17 protein-coding genes are annotated in these 20,047 nt (G+C 37.9%); 4 read left to right on the top strand and 13 right to left on the bottom strand.

Features of this window, described 5'->3' with window-relative positions:
• Positions 1–40 precede the first annotated feature (40 nt).
• On the bottom strand, positions 41–886 hold the full coding sequence (gene nfo / locus A1D26_RS05120; RefSeq protein ID WP_157402994.1) for a deoxyribonuclease IV: 846 nt from the start codon (positions 884–886) through the stop codon (positions 41–43).
• A 70-nt stretch (positions 887–956) separates the two neighbouring features.
• Between nfo and A1D26_RS05115 the strand changes: the two genes are divergently transcribed.
• Positions 957–1,526, top strand: a complete 570-nt coding sequence (locus A1D26_RS05115; protein ID WP_157402993.1) for a TorD/DmsD family molecular chaperone — start codon at positions 957–959, stop codon at positions 1,524–1,526.
• An 89-nt stretch (positions 1,527–1,615) separates the two neighbouring features.
• On the opposite strand, the gene rlmD is transcribed toward A1D26_RS05115, so the two are convergent.
• Positions 1,616–2,935, bottom strand: a complete 1,320-nt coding sequence (gene rlmD / locus A1D26_RS05110; protein WP_157402992.1) for a 23S rRNA (uracil(1939)-C(5))-methyltransferase RlmD — start codon at positions 2,933–2,935, stop codon at positions 1,616–1,618.
• 87 nt (positions 2,936–3,022) lie between these two features.
• On the opposite strand from rlmD, the gene A1D26_RS05105 reads away from it, so the two are divergent.
• Entirely contained in the window at positions 3,023–4,363 is a 1,341-nt protein-coding gene (locus tag A1D26_RS05105) for an anti-phage deoxyguanosine triphosphatase (RefSeq protein ID WP_198303086.1), read from the top strand.
• A 115-nt stretch (positions 4,364–4,478) separates the two neighbouring features.
• Positions 4,479–7,394 carry an RNA polymerase-associated protein RapA gene (rapA, locus tag A1D26_RS05100; protein WP_157402991.1) on the top strand — a complete coding sequence of 972 codons (2,916 nt, stop codon included), beginning with the start codon at positions 4,479–4,481 and terminating at the stop codon, positions 7,392–7,394.
• Between the two features lie 168 nt (positions 7,395–7,562).
• On the opposite strand, the gene upp is transcribed toward rapA, so the two are convergent.
• The 6 genes from upp to rpmE all read right to left on the bottom strand — a co-directional run bounded on the left by upp (position 7,563) and on the right by rpmE (position 12,235).
• Positions 7,563–8,189 (bottom strand): uracil phosphoribosyltransferase, encoded by a 627-nt coding sequence (gene upp / locus A1D26_RS05095; RefSeq protein ID WP_157402990.1) that lies wholly within the window; start codon positions 8,187–8,189, stop codon positions 7,563–7,565.
• A gap of 60 nt (positions 8,190–8,249) precedes the next feature.
• Positions 8,250–9,137 (bottom strand): HTH-type transcriptional activator IlvY, encoded by an 888-nt coding sequence (gene ilvY, locus A1D26_RS05090; RefSeq protein WP_157402989.1) that lies wholly within the window; start codon positions 9,135–9,137, stop codon positions 8,250–8,252.
• Positions 9,118–10,131 (bottom strand): capsular polysaccharide synthesis protein, encoded by a 1,014-nt coding sequence (locus tag A1D26_RS05085; protein WP_157402988.1) that lies wholly within the window; start codon positions 10,129–10,131, stop codon positions 9,118–9,120. Before A1D26_RS05085 ends, ilvY begins: the two co-directional genes overlap by 20 nt.
• The gene (locus tag A1D26_RS05080) at positions 10,124–11,182 is read right to left on the bottom strand and encodes a glycosyltransferase family 4 protein (protein ID WP_157402987.1); all 1,059 of its coding nucleotides are present in this window, start codon (positions 11,180–11,182) and stop codon (positions 10,124–10,126) included. The genes A1D26_RS05085 and A1D26_RS05080 overlap by 8 nt, the downstream gene beginning before the upstream one ends.
• 6 nt (positions 11,183–11,188) lie before the next feature.
• Complete coding sequence (locus tag A1D26_RS05075) at positions 11,189–11,959, bottom strand: glycosyltransferase family 25 protein (RefSeq protein ID WP_157402986.1); 771 nt, start codon at positions 11,957–11,959, stop codon at positions 11,189–11,191.
• 63 nt (positions 11,960–12,022) lie between these two features.
• Positions 12,023–12,235 carry a 50S ribosomal protein L31 gene (rpmE, locus tag A1D26_RS05070; RefSeq protein WP_123956433.1) on the bottom strand — a complete coding sequence of 71 codons (213 nt, stop codon included), beginning with the start codon at positions 12,233–12,235 and terminating at the stop codon, positions 12,023–12,025.
• Positions 12,236–12,493: 258 nt separating this feature from the next.
• On the opposite strand from rpmE, the gene tkt reads away from it, so the two are divergent.
• Complete coding sequence (gene tkt, locus A1D26_RS05065; RefSeq protein ID WP_157402985.1) at positions 12,494–14,491, top strand: transketolase; 1,998 nt, start codon at positions 12,494–12,496, stop codon at positions 14,489–14,491.
• 322 nt (positions 14,492–14,813) lie between these two features.
• On the opposite strand, the gene rluB is transcribed toward tkt, so the two are convergent.
• The 5 genes from rluB to rsmI form a co-directional block, all read right to left on the bottom strand.
• Entirely contained in the window at positions 14,814–15,824 is a 1,011-nt protein-coding gene (gene rluB, locus A1D26_RS05060) for a 23S rRNA pseudouridine(2605) synthase RluB (RefSeq protein ID WP_157402984.1), read from the bottom strand.
• Positions 15,825–15,878: 54 nt separating this feature from the next.
• The gene (locus tag A1D26_RS05055; protein WP_157402983.1) at positions 15,879–16,496 is read right to left on the bottom strand and encodes an L-threonylcarbamoyladenylate synthase; all 618 of its coding nucleotides are present in this window, start codon (positions 16,494–16,496) and stop codon (positions 15,879–15,881) included.
• 148 nt (positions 16,497–16,644) lie between these two features.
• Positions 16,645–17,130: a Dps family protein gene (locus A1D26_RS05050; RefSeq protein WP_157402982.1), complete on the bottom strand. Its 486-nt coding sequence runs from the start codon at positions 17,128–17,130 to the stop codon at positions 16,645–16,647.
• A 200-nt stretch (positions 17,131–17,330) separates the two neighbouring features.
• Positions 17,331–19,136, bottom strand: coding sequence for a monovalent cation:proton antiporter-2 (CPA2) family protein (locus A1D26_RS05045; protein WP_157402981.1), 1,806 nt, complete (start codon positions 19,134–19,136; stop codon positions 17,331–17,333).
• A 27-nt stretch (positions 19,137–19,163) separates the two neighbouring features.
• Positions 19,164–20,030: a 16S rRNA (cytidine(1402)-2'-O)-methyltransferase gene (rsmI, locus tag A1D26_RS05040; RefSeq protein WP_157402980.1), complete on the bottom strand. Its 867-nt coding sequence runs from the start codon at positions 20,028–20,030 to the stop codon at positions 19,164–19,166.
• Positions 20,031–20,047: the final 17 nt, after the last annotated feature.

Genomic DNA, 20,047 nt, shown 5'->3' with positions numbered 1-20,047 from the left:
CTCAGATAATTACCTGAGCCAGTCGTCCGACAAGTATAACTTACTTTTGTTCCAACGAACGTAAAAAATTTATCTCATCAGCCCAGATTTCTGGTTTGATTGTTTCTAAAATGAGCGGAATGCGGTCAAAACGTGAGTCTTGCATAATAAACTGAAACACATCTGTTCCAATTGTGCCTTCTCGTAACGTATCGTGTCTATCTACTCGGCTGGCTAATGGCGTTTTAGATCCATTGATGTGCATACCACGCAAATAGTCAAAACCTACAACATCAGAGAATTCACTAAAGACTTGCTCACAGCTTGCTAATGAACTGATGTCATAACCTGCAGAAAATAAATGACAAGTATCTAAACAGACTCCGACTCTCGATTTATCTTCTACTTGTTCAATGATTTCAGCCAAATGTTCAAATCGCCAACCTAAGTTTGAACCCTGCCCTGCGGTATTTTCCAGAACTGCAATCACATTGGGTACAGTATCTATTGCGATATTGAGCGATTCAGCAATACGAGCCAAACATTCTTTTTCTGAAATCTTATTTAGATGGCTACCCGGGTGAAAATTAAGTAATTTTAAACCAAGTTGATCGCAACGTTGCATCTCATCAATAAAAGCTTCACGAGATTTTTCTAAATTATCCACTTCAGGATTACCCAGGTTAATCAAATAACTATCGTGGGGCAAAATTTGATCGGCAGAAAACTGATGCACTTGGCAAAAACGTTTAAATTTTTCAATAGTCTCTTGTTTAAGTGGCGGAGCTTTCCATTGACGTTGGTTTTTCGTAAATAATGCAAAGGCATTTGCGCCAATTTCAACCGAGCGTAGCACTGCATTTTCCACACCGCCAGAAGCACTAACGTGTGCACCGATATATTTCATCCTATTTTCCTTTTCGTTTCTGCTATGGATTCGTGTAACATAGCATTTTTATTTCAATTGATTACACATAATGAACCAAACAATAATTAACGATTTTTCTCTACTTTGCCGTTTATTTGGCAATCTATTTTACCGTTCACCTACTGATCCTATTTTAGCAGGCACTTTTGCGTGGTTGGCACAAGGTGGACTTCGTAGCAACTGGGCATTATCCACCGACACTCAAAGCGACCAAGCTCTAACCACCCTTGAGAAGGGTGCTAACCCTACGCAACTAGCGGTGAGTTATCAAGATCTTTTTGCAAATAACGGTGCTATTGCTACAACAATTTCTGCCTATGGATTAAACGTAAATGATTTTGTCGCCTTTCGCCAACAGCGTGGAATGCCTGAATTAGACACCCCTGATCATATTGCATTATTACTGCTTACAGCATCTTGGATTGAAGACAATCTAGCTTCAACCCAAGCCCAACAAACACTTTTTGAAACCTTTTTATTACCTTGCTTGAGTAAATTTTTAGGCAAAGTGGAAGCCTTTGATACCGGCTTTTACAAAGCCCTTGCTCAATTAACGCGTGATGCACTCAGTGCAATGGCTGATGAATTGGAAGAAAGTGAAGAAGAATTGCACGACTAATACCTAGTCGTTATTTGTATTAAGCGGTAGGTTATGTAGTGAATTTTGTAAAAAATGGTAATAAACTGACCGCTTAACTTATTTCGTATTTATGCCTTAACAAACAACGAAATCGACTCTAAATGCCCTGTGTGAGGGAACATATCGATCATTGCACATTTTTCGAGACGATAACCTTGTTGGATTAGTTTTTCCGCATCTCTCACTAAGGTGGCAGGGTTGCACGAAACATACACAATCCGCTCTGGCGAGAGCTGACAGAGATGGTCGAGAGCAAATAATGCACCGTTACGAGCAGGATCAAGTAGCACTTTATTAAAGCTTTGCTTTGCCCAAGGCTTATCGACAAATGGTTGGTCTAGGTCGGTTTGGAAAAATTGTGCATTTTCAATTTGATTGAGTTCAGCATTTTGCCTTGCTTGCTCAACCATTGGTTCAACTCCTTCAATCCCTACAACTTGTTGGGCAAATTTTGCCATCGGCAAGGTAAAATTGCCCATTCCACAAAAGAGATCTAACACACGATCTTGTTTAGAAAGTGCCAGCCATTCGATTGCTTGATTGACCATTTTCTGATTTAAAGCTGCATTGATTTGAATAAAATCACGAATTGAAAAACGCAAGGATAAGCCATTGATTTCATAGTAAGGTAGATCGCCACGCCACTGTTCAATCTGCTCTTTATCTAGCATCACAAATAACAATAAATGATGTTGCTCCGCAAAATCTCTCAAGGCTTTTTCATCATCAAGGTGTAATTTCCCAAGATGACGCAATAACAGGGCAACGCCATTATCCGCTCGGACTAACTCAATATGACCAAGTAATTTTTTCTGTTTCCAGTTAGCAAAACATTGTTGTAAATAGGGAAGAAGTTGTGCAAGTTCAGGCTCTAACACATTGCAATACTCAAGGGGAATAACCGTTTGAGAATTTGCTTGGCGGAAACCAAGAGATAGTGCATTTTTAGTTAAGCTAATATGTAATTTAGCTCGGCGGCGATAGCCAAACGCCGAACCAACAAGCATTTCGTGGTGCTGAATGGGTTGAGATTGTAGTTTTTGCAAACGTTGAAATAACGCCTTTTGTTTGGTTTCTCGTTGTAGTTCTACAGGCAAATGTTGCATCTGGCAACCGCCACACTGACTGTAAATTGTACAAGCTGGCAATTGTCGAGTTGCAGATTTTTGCAAAAATCGTACCGCTTTGGCTCGTCCATATTGGCGTTTTTCTTCCAAAATCGTGGCTTCTACTTGCTCATTCGGCAAGGCATTTTCCACAAACCACGTTTTACCATTTAACTTTGCAACACCTAAACCTTGATAATCTAAATCTTGAATATCAAAGCGTTGTAAAGCGGTTAGTTTAGTGGATTTTTTTGCAGATTTATCAGTATAAAAAAGTGCCATTTGGATAATGATTGAACAGAAATAAAAAGAGCGTATTATAGCTGAAAAGTACTAAATGCCGTAGATCTATTACGATAAGGACGCATAATGACAGATACACAAATCAAAAATAGCATTTGGACAGCACGCTTTTTAGGGGATAAACAGCGAGAGCAAGATCATCGTTCGCCATTTCAACGAGATCGTGGGCGGATTTTACACTCTGAAGCCTTTCGTTGTTTACAAGCCAAAACGCAAATTCACGCGGTTGGGGAAGATGATTTTTATCGTACACGTTTAACTCACTCTCTTGAAGCTGCTCAAATCGGCAGCAGTTTGAGAGCTAAATTAAATGAAGACAAAGTAGGATTTCAAGCGGTCTGTTCTCTGCAAAAATTTGCAAATTTTGGGCAAGATCTCACCGCTTTACTTCCTTCTCGTAGCCTAATTGAATCGCTCTGTTTTGCTCACGATATTGGGCATCCGCCTTTTGGACACGGTGGCGAGATGGCGTTAAATTACAAAATGCGAGAACTTGGCGGATTTGAAGGGAACGCCCAATCTTTCCGTATTGTGACACAGTTAGAGCCTTATACTGAAAACGCAGGAATGAATTTAACTCGCCGAACCTTACTCGGCATCATCAAATATCCTGCATTGCTGTCAAAGACTTTCCCCCAAGAGCCTAAAGTCATTCCAGAAAACCGTTACATCAACTTGCATCAAATGAAAACGAGCAAAGGCTTATTCGATGATGATAAACACTTTTTCGACTGGGTACTTGAGCCATTATCCGAACCAGATCGCATTTTATTTACAACGGTAATGCTAAATCCAAATCCGCAGTTGCCGAATACTACGCGGTATAAATCCCTTGATTGCAGTATTATGGAACTTGCCGATGATATTGCTTATGGCGTACACGATTTAGAGGATGCGATTGTGGGGGGAATGGTAACACCACAGTCGTGGCAATATGCCGAAAAAGCCTTATTGGAATGTGAATCGGAATGGCTACAAAAACGCTTACCTGAAATTAGCCAGAAATTATTCTCATCTCACCGCTATGAACGAAAAGATGTGATTGGCGGATTGGTCAATTATTTTGTCACTAACGTAAAATGGCACGAAACGGCAGATTTTGATGAGCCATTACTGCGTTTTAACGCCTGTTTGCCAAAAGAAGTCAAACAAGTTTTAGATGTGTTAAAAGCGTTTGTTTATCAATATGTGATTTGTGATGTCAAAACGCAGCGGGTGGAATATAAAGGGCAGAGAATTTTAATGGAATTATTTGATATGCTCAGTTGCGACCCAACCCGCTTGCTACCAAAAAGTGTAGCAGAACGTTGGAAACAGAACGAAGAGAGTAAGCGTCCAAGAATTATTTGTGACTATCTTGCGAGTATGTCCGACGGACAAGCGTTTAAACTCTATCAGAGTTTGTAATCGCCATAAAACTAAACAGTCGCACGAGATTTGCAAAAGTTTCGGCAAATCTTGCCGCTTACCAAAAGAAAAATCAGGTAAAATAACCACTTAAAGAAAATAAAAAGAGGATATTATGAGTTTTGTTGTTGGGCAACGTTGGATCAGTGAATCGGAAAATAATTTAGGTTTAGGAATAGTACAAGCGGTTGATAATCGCACAGTAACCATTGATTTTCCTGCATCAGATGAACAGCGTGTGTATGCGGTGGCTGTTGCACCATTAACTCGTGTGCAATTTCAGCAAGGGGATCGTATTACGAGCCTTGAAGGTTGGCAACTTGATATTGATGATGTGGTTGAAAATCAAGGCGTTGCGATTTATCTTGGCAAGCGAGTAGATTCTGGCGAAGATGCGGTTCTACCAGAGATGATGTTGGAGCATAAAATTAGTTTCAGCAAACCGCAAGATCGTCTTTTCTCTGCACAGATTGATCGCAGTGATCGTTTTGCCTTACGTTATCGTGCTTTCCAATTTCAGCAAGCACAATTTCAATCTCATCTGCGCGGAATGCAAGGCATTCGAGCCAGTCTAATTCCACATCAATTACATATTGCTAAAGAAGTTGGGCAGCGTGTTGCTCCACGAGTATTACTTGCCGATGAAGTTGGTTTAGGTAAAACCATTGAAGCTGGTATGATCTTACAGCAACAGCTTTTCTCAGGGCGAGTTGAGCGAGTGTTAGTGCTTGTACCTGAAAGTTTGCAACACCAATGGCTTGTAGAAATGCTTCGCCGTTTTAGTCTTAATTTCTCATTGTTTGATGAAGAACGTTGTGCGGATTTCAACAAAAAAGATGATGACGACAATGATATCAGTGAAAACCCTTTTGAAACGGAATCTTTAGTCATTTGTTCTATTGATTGGTTATCGCAAAGTCCGCAACGTGCAAAACAGATTCTTGAAAGTCAATGGGATATGCTAATTGTTGATGAAGCCCATCACCTAGAATGGAATGAGCAAAATCCAAGTTTGGCATATCAATTTGTGGCGGAATTAGCAAAACAAATTCCTGCGGTGTTATTATTAACCGCCACACCAGAGCAATTAGGGCAAGAGAGCCACTTTGCTCGCTTGGCATTATTAGATGCCGATCGTTTCTATGATTACAATGCTTTTGTTGAAGAGCAAAAACAGTATCAGCCGGTGGCAGATGCCGTTGCGACCTTATTGAATGATAAACCGCTCAATACGCAAGAACAGAATAGTATTAGCGAGCTACTTGCAGAAGAAGACGTTGAGCCAATGTTACGAGTTATCAACGCTCCTGAGTGCAGTGCGGAGCAACGTTTAGAGGTTCGCCAAGAGTTGATTAGTGAACTGATTGACCGTCACGGAACTAGCCGAGTATTGTTCCGTAATACTCGTCAAGGCGTCAAAGGTTTCCCACATCGTCTTTTCAATCAAATTACCCTTGAAATGCCAAAACAGTATGCGAATGCGTTGAAAGTAATGGGGATAATGAAGGGAAATACAAAAGAAGATTTGCTTTACCCAGAACGTCTATTCCAACGAATGAACCCTGATGCAAAATGGTTTGAATTTGATCCTCGGATTGAATGGTTGATGACATTCTTAAAAAACCATCGTGATGAGAAAATTTTGGTTATTTGTAAACACGCGGATACCGCTATTCAACTTGAGCAAGTATTGCGAGAAAAAGAAGGGATTCGTTCGGCGGTGTTCCACGAGAAAATGTCGATTGTCGAACGTGACAAAGCATCAGCGTATTTTGCTCAGCAAGAAGACGGCGCCCAAGTTTTAATTAGCTCTAGCATTGGCTCTGAAGGACGTAACTTCCAATTTGCACGAAATCTTGTATTGTTTAATCTACCTGATAACCCTGATTTACTTGAACAGAGCATCGGGCGTTTAGACCGTATTGGGCAGAAATATGATATTCAAATTCATGTTCCTTGTTTTGAACAATCTGCTCAAAGTGTGTTGGTGGATTGGTATCATAAGGGTTTGAATGCATTTGAAGAAACTTGCCCTATGGGAGCAACGCTATTTCGTGAGTTCGGCGAAAAACTGGAACATTATTTGGTTAAGCCTGAACATTCGCCTGAGTTTGAGCAATTTATCGAGCAAACGTATAAACGCCAACAGCAACTAAAATCAGAATTAGAGAAAGGCCGAGATCGTTTACTTGAGCTCAATTCTAACGGTGGCGAAAAGGCCCAAGAGTTAGCACAAGCCATAGCAGAGCAAGACAATAACCCGCAATTAGTCAATTTTGCCCTAAAACTATTTGATGTGATTGGCTTAGAACAAGAAGATTTAGGTGAGCAAAGTATCGTAATTAGCCCAACAGGGCATATGCTTGTTCCTGACTTCCCAGGTCTTGCGGAAGATGGTAGCACTGTAACATTTAATCGTGAGTTAGCGTTAATGCGAGAAGATGTGCTCTTCTTAACGTGGGATCACCCGATGATTCGTAACGGCATTGATCTCATTACATCAGGCGATATTGGTAAAAGTGCAGTCTCTCTATTAGTTAATAAGAATTTACCGGCAGGAACGCTGTTATTAGAAGCGATTTACATTGTTGAAGCACAAGCACCAAAAGGCTTGCAACTGACCCGTTTCTTACCCCCTACGCCAGTGAGAGTATTGCTTGATAGCAAAGGAAATGATCTTGCCGAACAAGTCTCTTTTGTGGGGCTGGAGAAACAACTTAAGCCGGTTAATCGTCAAATGGCCAATAAGATTGTGAAGATGGTAAGAAGTGAAATCGAAAAATTGATTAGCTTTGGAGAACAGCAAATCACCCCAAAAGCTCAAGCTTTGATTACAGAAGCAAAACAGAATGCGGATCATACACTTAGTGCTGAATTACATCGCTTAACCTCGTTACAAGCAGTGAATAAAAATATCCGAAATGATGAAATTCAAGCTCTTGAGCAGATTAAAACTGATTCACTCACACAGCTTAATCAAGCCACTTGGCGTTTAGACAGCTTGAGAGTGATTGTGAGTAATAAGGAATAGAGTTGAAAATAGCATCTGGGGAATATGTGTAGAAGATCAGCTTTGATCTTCTACATCTTCTACAATTGATGGATTTAGCGATGAGCCGTCACCTCGTAGAAAGCTGCACTGCACATCGTCTTCCTGAATAGTTACTAACAAGTAACCATTTTATTATTGCTAAATCAATTATTTCGTACCAAAAATTTTATCGCCTGCATCACCTAAACCAGGGATAATATAACCATTCTCATTCAAGTGGCTATCAATAGATGCAGTATAGAGTTCAATATCAGGGTGAGTTGCTTCTAATGCTTTAATACCTTCAGGGGCTGCAACCAGTACTAATACTTTAATATGCTTACAACCTGCTTTTTTGAGTAGATCGATAGTAGCAATCATTGATCCTCCCGTAGCGAGCATAGGATCTACAATGATAGCTAAACGTTCCCCAACATCATTCGCTAATTTTGTGAAATAAGGGACAGGTTCTAACGTCTCTTCATTACGATAGATCCCCACTACGCTAATTCTCGCACTCGGAATATGTTCTAACACCCCATCCATCATACCAAGACCTGCTCTTAGAATTGGAACAACGGTTACTTTTTTACCTTTAATGCGATCAATCTCAACAAGTCCATTCCAACCATCAATGGTGACTTTTTCAGTTTCTAAATCGGTTGTTGCTTCATAAGTAAGCAGGCTACCCACTTCTGTTGCAAGTTGGCGGAAATCTTTAGTATTCACATCAGCAGCACGCATTAAGCCAATTTTATGTTTAATAAGCGGGTGTTTAACTTCAATAACTTTCATTTTTTATCCTCATTATGATTTTGAACTGGTGCTATTTTAACAGAAATTCTGCGATTGCTTTTAATTTAGATCAGATAACAATGCCCAAAATGCCTGAATTATCGGTTCTTGCAAACGTCTTTGTTGTACACAAATACCCAACTCAAAAGGCTGAATAGGGAGGGTTAAATTAAAATAAGAAATCTGGTTACTAACAGGACTATGCTGTACAACAACATCTGGCAATAAAGCAACACCACAACCAACAGCCACCATCGGTACTATCGCCTCGTGCCCTTCAACTGTGGCATAAATTTTCGGTTCTTTGATTTTTTGCAATTTAAACCAATGATCTATCCGCTTACGAGCAGGCCCTTCTACGGGTAAGATAAAAGGTACATTCTGCCAATCAATTGGTGATTGTTGTAATAACTGTGTTGCAGAGCAAGCAATTCTAGGCACAATGAGCGATAAGGTAATATTATCAATAAAATGAAAAGCGATATTAGGGGGGAGTGTTTCAGGTTTGCCAGTTAAGGATATGTCTGCCTGTAAAGATTGTACGTTATGTAACGCCTTGGCGGGATCGCCTGTACTGAGTACGATTTCAATTTTAGGATAGCGTTTACGGAATTTTTCTAAAATGGTCGGCAAATGGCTATATGCAGCGGTAACAGAGCAAAATAATTTTAGCTCTCCTTCCAGCTCTTTCTGATCGGGTGATAAATCACGCTGTATTTGTTGCCAATTTTCCCAAGACTGTTTTGCAAAAACAAGAAAACGTTGTCCAGCATCCGTTAAGCAAACCTGGCGATTATCACGCAAAAAGAGCGGTTGCCCAATCTCGTCTTCCATTCGCTGAATTTGACGAGAAAGGGTTGATGCACTCATATAATTCTTTTCAGCAGAGCGAATAAAACTTTTCGTCTGAACAATATCAAGAAAAAGTTTAAGGTTTTGGAAGTTCATTATTGTTAAGAAACTCTTTTTTTAAATAAGAAAAATAAGAATTTTCCTTATATTTCTTAATGTAAGTTAATTTATGTATACTACTTAATCTTGTTATTTCTATAAAATCATCTTTGTTAAATTTATCATAAATTTTATTTTGTAATAGATGTGGTAAAGCGTCATCTATTCTTAACATTTTTTGGGTGGGTTCATGATGAGATATTATGTATTCAAATAATATCTGAAAAAAGAAATAATGTGGAATCTTTTCTTGTGTTCTCCAAAAATATAGTAATAAGTCTAGGAAAATTGTAATCGTTTCGTTTTCTGGTTTAGAAATCATAAAGCTACTGAGACATTTTACTTTTTGTTTTGAAGAATATGAAAAATAAGAATTGTATTTTCCCCATTTATTCTTATAAGGGGAGTCTTCATCTCGGTAGAACATGAAATAATCTTGTTTTTTCAATTCATCTGGTATTGGTGATGTAATCAAAACAGTCGCATCAATCCATATTCCTCCATAGTTTTTTAATAATGCTAGTCGTAGCAGATCGGAAAAGAATACATATCTAAAATGACCATTTTTCCTCTTTTCATAAATAAAATCTGGAAACTCAATATATTCATTTATATTCTGATCACTAAGGCGAATGACGGTATAATCACCTTTATGTTTTTCTACTGAATTAAAACTAATTTGAACAACTTCAGGTAAGTCGATAAATTTTGTTGTTTGTCCCCAGTATTGCCATATAATCTTTTTACCTATTAGTTCTTTTTTATGGGGAGAGATCTCAAATTTTTCTAGGTTATTAGAAGAGTATAAGTTATACAACACCCTCCAACTATTATAGATGATTTCCTGTTTATTATAATCTAGATTATTTTCGATTTTTTTTCTAATAAATCGCGGAAATAGTCCGCGATATATGATCCTATATGGATATTTATGATTAAGAGTGTGTGTAATTTTATTATATATATTATCCACATCAAATAAATTACTCATTGTTTTTCCTTATAGAAATAATTATACTCTTTAGTATATTTATGTGATTGGATAGTGTTGGATCATAATTAAGAATCTTATAAGGATCTCGAATTCTGTGCGTATTATTCTCTTTATGTTTTATAGAATAATTTATTGCCTTATCTAACGAAAATTTATCATTTTTTCTAAAGCACAGGTTTAGATCATCATCTAATGTTTCAAGACATGCCATATTTTTTGAGAAAATGATTGGTGTACCAGATAAAATAGATTCAATACCCACTAAACCAAAAGGCTCATAAATTGATGCCATTATAGTAAAATCCGCAGCTCTATATAATTCAGGCATATCATTACGATAACCTAAATAGCGTATTTTTTTACTTTCTTCTACAGGAGAGCCGACAACGACAAGTTTTATTGGAAGATCAGTACTTTCAAAAAATGCTTTTAATTCTTCAAAACCTTTTCTATAGTGTCCAGTCGATGGAAATAAATAGATGATTTCATTTTTTGAGAATCCTAATTTATTTCTTAGTCTATCTCGTTCAGAATCCGAAACAACATAGAATCTTTTCGTATCGACAGGAGGATATATAACTTTTATTTTTTCTTGCTCAATATTATATAACTCTACTAACTCATTTTTCATTAAATTTGAATGAGCAATAATTAATTTTGCTTGTTGAAAGCATTTTTGTTCGTTAGCAATTTTGAAGCTATCAAGAAGTGTTGGTTTTTTATTTATTGCTCTGAGGTACCCTTTATGTTGTCCACCACAAATAGTAATATCGTTATAGGTGTGGGTCATGGAGAGAATAATTTCATCATTTTGCTTATTTTTTTTTATAAAATTGGATAGAAATGGTAATCTCAGTCTTTTAGGAATGAAACTCAAATTTGCTTTTTTAGGTGTAATAAGTTTATATTCTTCAAGTTTGGAATCAAAATATGTTGAATAAACATTACATTTAATGCCCTGTTGGTAAAAGCCATTTATGATATCTAATACATATCTTTCACTTCCACCACCTTTTTTAAATTTAAAACAAGCAATCGAGATATTCATTTTATGTTACCTATTACATAGTAAAAACTTCTTTTTATTAACTTTATCTATAATTGTGTAATATTCTCTTATTAATTTTTGCAATAATGTTCTTTTCTGTTTATCTTTTAATGACTGGATATTACTTTCAATGGCTGTATTAGGTCTTACACAAGCAGGAAATATACCGTATAAATTTATTTTATGTTCCCAAAATCTATCCATTACAATATCGACTTCATAAATCCATTCTTGACTACTATTTAGTAATGCTTGTGCAGCCTTAGGTGTAATAAAGTAGCCTGTGGCGTTATCATAAGGAATAGTAACTTTGGATAAATAAGTCTCGGTATTCTCTATATTAAAAACAGGATCTACATCTAGTGTCTTAAATGTTGGGGGAGAAAGCCAAATGAAATCAACGCTATTTTGTTCTGACGATGTAAATTGATAAACATCTATAAAGTTATCTTGTAGTAAAGAATCATCTTCTAACACAATAATAGGGTGATTCAATTCAACACACTTTTCCCATAAAAGATAGTGACTAGCCCAACAACCAAGCTGTGATAAGCTCATATAATTACCCTTACGAGTAAAACGTTTTTGTTTATTATATTTTTTAAAAAGGTAGAAATCTGGGTTGTCATTCCCATTGATAGCTGAGAAAAAATTATACTGAATAGGACTCTGTAATTGTTTATTAAGCTGTTCAAATTGTTCTATGATAAATTGCTTACGTTCTACTGACTTAGCTAAATTGATGATAAAAATAGGTGTTGAATTGGTATTTTGCATATCACTATTCCGTATAGACAAAACCCCACAGTTGTGGGGTTTTTAAATTTAATCATTAGTTGATTATTTTTTGCTTGGAATGCTGAAACGTTTGTTAAAGCGTTCAACACGACCACCAGTATCAACAACACGTTGTTTACCAGTGTAGAACGGGTGGCAGTTACCACACACATCTAAGTTTAAATCTTTACCCACTGTTGAGCGAGTTTTAATTACGTTACCGCAAGAACAAGTTGCAGTAATTTCTACATAGTTAGGATGAATACCTTGTTTCATTATAGAAAACCTCTAAAGAAGCCATATCGCCATCAGAGCATACAACTCGGCTGTCTGATACCATATGTATGAATATTCGCTGAGAATCTCAGCACCAAAAGAATTCGCATTTTACTCTAACTTTTTCTTAAATTCAATCTTTGGTATTGTGAAATAAATCACATTTTTAAGCTGATATAAATAGCGAGCTTTATAGAAAAATAGTGTAGAATCATCCGAAATTTTTATGCTTTCTCAATTACATTTTAAGGAGTCAAAATGACAGAACGCAAAGTTTTAGCCAATGCAATTCGTTTTTTATCAATGGATGCCGTTCAAAAAGCTAATTCAGGACACCCTGGTGCTCCAATGGGAATGGCAGATATTGCCGAAGTATTATGGCGTGATTTCCTTTCTCATAATCCAACTAATCCAGCTTGGGCAAATCGTGACCGCTTTGTATTGTCAAATGGGCACGGCTCAATGTTAATTTATAGTTTGTTACATTTAACAGGTTATGAGCTTTCAATTGAAGATTTAAAACAGTTCCGTCAATTACACTCAAAAACACCAGGCCACCCAGAATATGGCTATGCACCTGGTGTAGAGACCACTACGGGTCCATTAGGTCAAGGGATCACGAATGCAGTAGGTATGGCATTAGCAGAAAAAACATTAGCCGCACAATTCAACCGAGAAGGACACGATATTGTCAACCATTATACTTATGCATTCCTTGGCGATGGTTGTTTAATGGAAGGGATTTCTCACGAAGCTTGTTCATTAGCAGGAACCTTAGGATTAGGTAAGCTGATCGCATTTTATGATGATAATAATATCTCTATTGATGGTCACGTTGATGGTTGGTTCTCAGATGATACCGCATTACGCTTTGAGTCCTATGGCTGGCAAGTGATTCGTAATGTCGATGGGCACGATGCAGAGCAAATCAAATTTGCGATTGAAAATGCACAAGCAGAAACAGAACGTCCAACTTTAATTATTTGTAAAACCATTATTGGTTATGGCTCACCAAACAAATCTAATTCTCACGATTGCCATGGTGCACCGCTAGGTGATGCTGAAATCGCAGCTGCTCGCGAATTTTTACAATGGGAACATGCCCCTTTTGAAATTCCAGCAGAGATTTACGCCAAATGGGATGCTAAAGCAAAAGGGCAAGTTGCAGAGAAAGAGTGGAATGCAAAATTTGCTGCTTATCAAACCGCTTACCCTGAACTAGCAGCAGAATTTGAACGCCGTGTAAATGGCAACTTACCAACAAATTGGGCTACCGAATCTCAAGCATTTATTGAGAAATTACAAGCAAATCCAGCAACTATTGCAAGCCGTAAAGCTTCTCAAAATGCGATTGAAGCCTACGCACATATTCTTCCTGAATTTTTAGGAGGTTCGGCAGACTTAGCAAGTTCTAACTTAACATTATGGTCAGGTTCTAAACCAATTCGTGCGGATTACAATGTTGATGGCAACTATGTAAATTATGGCGTGCGTGAGTTTGGTATGTCTGCGATTATGAATGGTATTGCATTGCACGGTGGATTTATCCCTTATGGTGCAACATTCTTAATGTTTATGGAATATGCACATAACGCTGTGCGTATGGCTGCATTGATGAAGCAACGTGTTCTTTTTGTTTATACCCACGATTCTATCGGTTTAGGTGAAGATGGTCCTACTCACCAACCTGTTGAGCAAACATCGGCTTTACGTCTAATTCCAAATTTAGATACTTGGAGACCTTGTGACCAAGTCGAATCAGCAGTTGCGTGGAAAGCTGCCGTTGAGAAGAAAACTGGTCCAAGTGCATTAATTTTTACTCGTCAGAACTTGGTGCAAATGGAGCGTAATGCGGAGCAATTAGCGAACGTTGCTCGCGGTGGCTACATCTTAAAAGATTGTGATGGCACACCAGAGCTTATTTTTATTGCAACAGGTTCTGAAGTTGAGCTAGCAGTAAAAGCAGCAGAACTCTTAACAGGAGAAGGACGTAAAGTTCGCGTCGTGTCAATGCCAAGTACCAATGTATTTGATGCTCAAGATGCATCTTATCGTGAGTTTGTATTACCAAGCTCAGTGACTAAACGTGTTGCAATTGAAGCGGGTATTGCGGATTTCTGGTATAAATATGTTGGTTTCGGCGGTCGAATTGTTGGAATGAACAGCTTCGGTGAATCTGCTCCTGCTGGCGAATTATTTAAACTCTTCGGCTTTACCGTTGAAAATGTAGTTGCAAAAGCAAAAGAGATTTTATAAGCACATTGATTATTTTAAATTACTTCTAAACTAACAACATGAAAAAATGGTGCACTCGGAATAATATTGGTGCATCATTTTTTATGAACAAGCAGAAAGTACAGATTATGACGGAGTGGTACATAAATGTCCTGAGTTAAAACGGAAATTTGAGCTATTATAAAAGGCGGTTATGCTTAAGATAAGTTTTAACTAGAAAGACGACAAATCAAAATTGTCGTCTTGTTTATTGTAGTATTAGTTGGAATAGGATTTATATAACTGCTACATAATAGCAGTTAGTTTGATAATTCAAGCCTTAAAAATACCTAGCTCTATTTTATTAGTTTTTACGATATTTAGAATGCTGTTTTACCGCTTTTCTAATTTGTCTTGCACTGGTACGACGACGGTTTTTGGTGACATCCACTTTAGTTTCTGTTTCTGCCGGTAAGCCAACTAATTCTCGTAGGTAATTGACTTGTTCTAATCCCATTTCTTCCCAGCCACCACGCGGTAAGCTTTTTTCAAGTTTAATGTTGCCATAACGGATACGGATCAAACGGCTCACTTGAATACCTTGAGATTCCCATAAACGACGGACTTCGCGATTACGTCCTTCGGTTAAGGTAACATCAAACCATTGGTTAAGCCCTGTACCGCCAACAACTTTAATTTGTTTGAAACTTGCTGGACCATCTTCCAGTTGAACGCCTTTGCGTAAGCGTTGTAGCATCGCATCATCAACGTCCCCAAAAACGCGTACTGAGTATTCGCGTTCAACTTCACGACTTGGGTGCATTAAGCGGTTGGCTAATTCGCCATCGGTGGTAAATAATAGTAAGCCTGATGTGTTGATATCTAAACGTCCGACTGCAATCCAACGAGAGCCACTAATGCGAGGTAAGCGGTCAAATACTGTTGCTCTCCCTTCAGGATCAGAACGAGTACAAAGTTCTCCTTCTGGTTTGTAGTACATCAATACTCGACAAATTCCTTTCTGTGTCGAGATTAAATTGACTAAATGCCCGTCAATACGAATTTTGGTACTTGAGCTGACTTGAACTCGGTCGCCTAAAGTTGCAATTTTGCCATCAACACTGACTCTTCCTGCTGCAATTACTTCTTCAATTTCACGGCGAGAACCTTGACCAGCTCTAGCTAACACTTTTTGTAATTTCTCGCCAACGATTTTGGTTATTTTTGCCACATTTACTTCACTGATAGCGGTAGGTTTCTCAACTTTTTTTGCAACCTTTGGGCGTTCAATCGTTTGGCGATTGGAGCGTGTATATTGTGTGTTTTTTGTAGAATCTGACCGGTTAGGGCTATTTGAATTACGAAATGTTGTCATTTTTGTTCCTTATTGTCGCTTTCACAAGCGTCGATTATTTAGGTTAATGGGGTATTAGTTAAATGGAGTCGGATCACCTGAGCCAACTCGAATAATTTCAGGGCTGTCTTCGGTTAAGTCAATAACCGTTGTCGGATCTTGACCTAAATAGCCACCGTGAATAATTAAATCTACTTGATGTTCAAGATAATCTCGAATTATATCAGGATCGGATTGGGTAATGTCTTCATCAGGAAGCATTAATGAGCAAGAGAGAATTGGCTCTCCTAGTGCAGCAATTAATGCTAAGGCAATCGCATTATCAGGTACTCGGATACCGATGGTTTTCCGTTTGTTCAGTAAACGGCGTGGAACCTCTTTCGTTGCAGGCAAAATAAAAGTGTAAGGGTTTGGTACATTATTTTTGATTAAGCGATAAGACTGATTTGTTACCAACGCATAAGTCGAAAGCTCAGATAAGTCGCTACATACTAAAGTAAAATTATGATTTTCAGGCAATTTACGAATCGCTACAATTTTATCCATTGCGTGCTTTTCACCTAATCCACACCCAAGCGCATAGCCAGAATCTGTCGGATAAACAATCACACCGCCTTTTTTGATAATTTCAACCGCTTGATTGATCAAACGAGGTTGAGGATTATCTGGATGAATATAAAAAAATTGACTCATTATATTGCTCTTTGACTTATCTAGAAAATGAAGACAAAGATTATACGCTGTTTATCTTTTTAGGGGTAGGATTTCTCAGCATTTACGAAGTTTATAAAAAAATAGCACCACAAGGGTGCTATTCTTAGTTTATATCTTCAATTTTGGATTATTGTTGGCAAACGCCACAAGTTGCTGCTGCAGAGAACATCCAAACAAGTTTTTCTTGCTCTTTGATGTAGTCGCTCATTTGTGATGCGGTACCTTCGTCATCTAATTCATTAGCGAATGCTAAAATTTCACGTTGTTGTTTTAATAATGTTTTTAAGCCTTCAACTGTGCCTGTTAAGCATTCTTGTGCAGAGCTAATACCAATATGTTCTTTAATTAAAGATGCTTGTAGGTATTGACTGAATGCGTTAGCTGGAACGTGGCCTAAAGTTAAGATACGTTCTGCGATTTCATCTACTTTTACAACTAAATCATTATAAATTTCTTCAAATTTAGCGTGTAATTCAAAGAAACTAACGCCTTTGATATTCCAGTGGTAACCACGTACGTTTGTGTAAAATACTTGGTAGCTTGCTAATAATTTATTAAGTTCTGCAGCTAATTTTTCAGATGATACAGTGTTTAAACCAATTGAATTTTTCATTACTTTTCTCCTATATGTGTAACTGAATTATTTCAACCAAGCAAAGTATAAATAAAAAAATCTTCGTTGTGAAATGAATATAATTTATCCTTTGAATAGAAAATATCTATCAAATAAACAATATTGATTTGCATTAACTATTACAATTGAGAATTTTTCTTATTTACTTTTACAAAATATAACTAAAATCCTACCGCTTATTAGTGCTCTTTATTCATAATTTGTTGAATTTCTAGCATTGTTTCTTGATCGTTTTCTAAAGCGAGTTTCAATAGTTCTTCATTTTTGAAACGCTCAATTTTGGGATTATAAACTTCAGCCATTTGTTTGATGGTATGGCGGTCTCGATAAAAGTAAGCGGTACCAATCTCTTCTACTATTTCTTTGTCCATTCCCATTGCTAATAACACTTTCTTACCAGTACGCAGTGCTGAATCAAAGGTTTCACGTACTTGAATATCTGCACCTGCATTATAGAGATCAAAAACATGCAGGCGGTCATAAGCGCGAGCAATAATTTTGATTTGTGGATTCATTTTACGAGCCAACTCCACAATATGAGTGGCTTGTGCTTTGTCATTGATTGCCACAACGAGCAATTCGGCACTTTCAATTCCTGCAGCATGTAGCAATTCTGGACGAGTTGCATCACCATAGTAGCTTTTAATTCCACGCTTTTTCATGCCTGCAATCAGATTTGCATCTTTATCAATTACCGTTGGGTGACAGCCTGTCATCATCAATAAGTGATTAACAATTTGTCCATAACGCCCCAAGCCGATAATAATCGTTGGGTGCAGAGCATCAATATGGTCGTGTTCTTGCTCTTCTTGAACATAAGTTTGGCGTGGGATAATGTATTTCTTATGAATGATGATAAATAAAGGCGTTAGTACCATTGATAACACCACAATAGCGGTCAGATTTGCTTGAATTTTTGCATCAATAACACCTTGTCCAGTCGCTGCTGAGAAAAGAACAAAGGCAAATTCTCCCCCTTGAGCCATAATAATAGCGCGATCTAGCGCATTTGGGTGTTTTTTCTTCGTTAAACGTGCCACGATATAGATACAGAATCCTTTAGCGAACATAAATGCTATCACGCCAGAGAGAATCAGTATCCAATTCTCAAAAACAACTGAGAGATTGAGAGACATCCCAACGCCAAGGAAGAATAAGCCTAATAATAAGCCTCGGAAAGGTTCAATATCAGCTTCAAGTTGGTGGCGGAAACTCGATTCAGAAAGCAATACGCCTGCCACAAATGCACCCATTGCCATTGATAAGCCACCATATTCCATCAATAATGCTGCACCAAGTACGACTAATAAAGCCGCCGCAGTCATTACTTCTCGAGCTTTGGTTTTTGCGAGTATTTTGAATAAGGGGTTGAGTAGCCATAATCCTGCTGCCACAAGTACAGCTATTGAGCCTGCAGCTAATCCAATAGTCTGCCAAATAGGTACGCCTGAAGCGGTCTTATTTGGCGAAAGAAATGCAACAGCAGCCAGTAATGGTACGATCAATAAATCTTCAAATAGTAGAATAGAGACGATTTGTTGTCCACGTGGTGAAGTAATATCACCACGATCATTTAGCTCTTGCATCACAATCGCAGTTGATGTCAGCACAAAACCTGATGCCGCAACAAAGGCAACTTGCCAGCTTAAACCATAGAGTAAGCCAATTCCCATTAAGGCAGCTATTGCACTAAAAATTTGAAATGCACCCAAACAGAAAATGTGATTACGCAACCCCCAAATATGCGAAGGTTTCATTTCTAAGCCGATGATAAATAAAAACATCACCACGCCCAGTTCAGCAATATGGATGATTCCATCGGGATCGCTAAATAAACCTAACCCGAAAGGTCCAATCACTAAACCTGCGGCTAAATAACCTAAAATTGATCCTAAACCTAAACGTTTAAATAATGGCACTGCAATCACTGCAGCTGCTAACAATGTTACAACACTAATCAGTGGTGTTGCCCCTTCTGCTGCCATAAAATCTTCCCCAACATAAAATGATAGTTAATTTTTAAAATGTGCTAAACCGTATTGATAGAGCGTATTCTTCTTATATTCAAAACATTCCGCCACAATCGCTGCGGCTTTTTTTAAGGGCAACTCTTGTGCAAGTAACGTAAATAATTTCAGTGCCTGCGGTGAAATTTCATCATCGCTAGACTCAGCTGTTTTTCCTTCGACAACTAAAACAATTTCGCCTTTAATGCGGTTACTATCTTCTGCTAACCAAGCAATCAGCTCATTTAATGATGCACCATAAATAGTTTCCCAAGTTTTTGTTATTTCTCTCGCCATTACAATATAGCGTTCTCCGCCAAATACTTGTTGCATATCTGCGAGTGTATCCAGGATGCGATGAGTTGATTCATAGAAAATAAGCGTTCTAGGTTCATCAAGTAATGCAGCCAGTTTATCGCAACGAGCTTTTGTTTTAGCTGGCAAGAATCCTTCAAAGCAGAAGCGGTCAGATGCGATACCTGAACTGCAAAGGGCGGTAATTGCAGCACAAGCGCCCGGTATTGGAACAATTTTAATTCCTGCTTGTCTGCAATGGCGAACAAGATGAAATCCCGGATCGCTAATTAGCGGAGTGCCTGCATCAGAAACTAAAGCAATATTTTGACCTTGTTGTAATTTTTCAACTAATACCGCTGCTTTTTGTTGCTCGTTATGATCGTGTAAAGCAAAAAAAGGTTTTTTAATACCATAATGGCTAAGTAACAAACCGCTATGGCGGGTATCTTCTGCTGCGATAAGATCAACTTGTTGAAATATATTTAACGCGCGTTGTGTAATATCTTCTAAATTTCCAATCGGTGTCGCAACAATATATAATACGCCAGATTGTTCTGGTATAGAGCTGTTTTTCATTTGATTTTCACTTGTTT

It is taken from the genome of Ursidibacter maritimus, from assembly GCF_009761395.1.
GTDB lineage: Bacteria > Pseudomonadota > Gammaproteobacteria > Enterobacterales > Pasteurellaceae > Ursidibacter > Ursidibacter maritimus.
The sequence above is the reverse complement of the archived record's forward strand: the minus strand, read 5'-3'. Positions and strand labels throughout refer to the sequence as shown.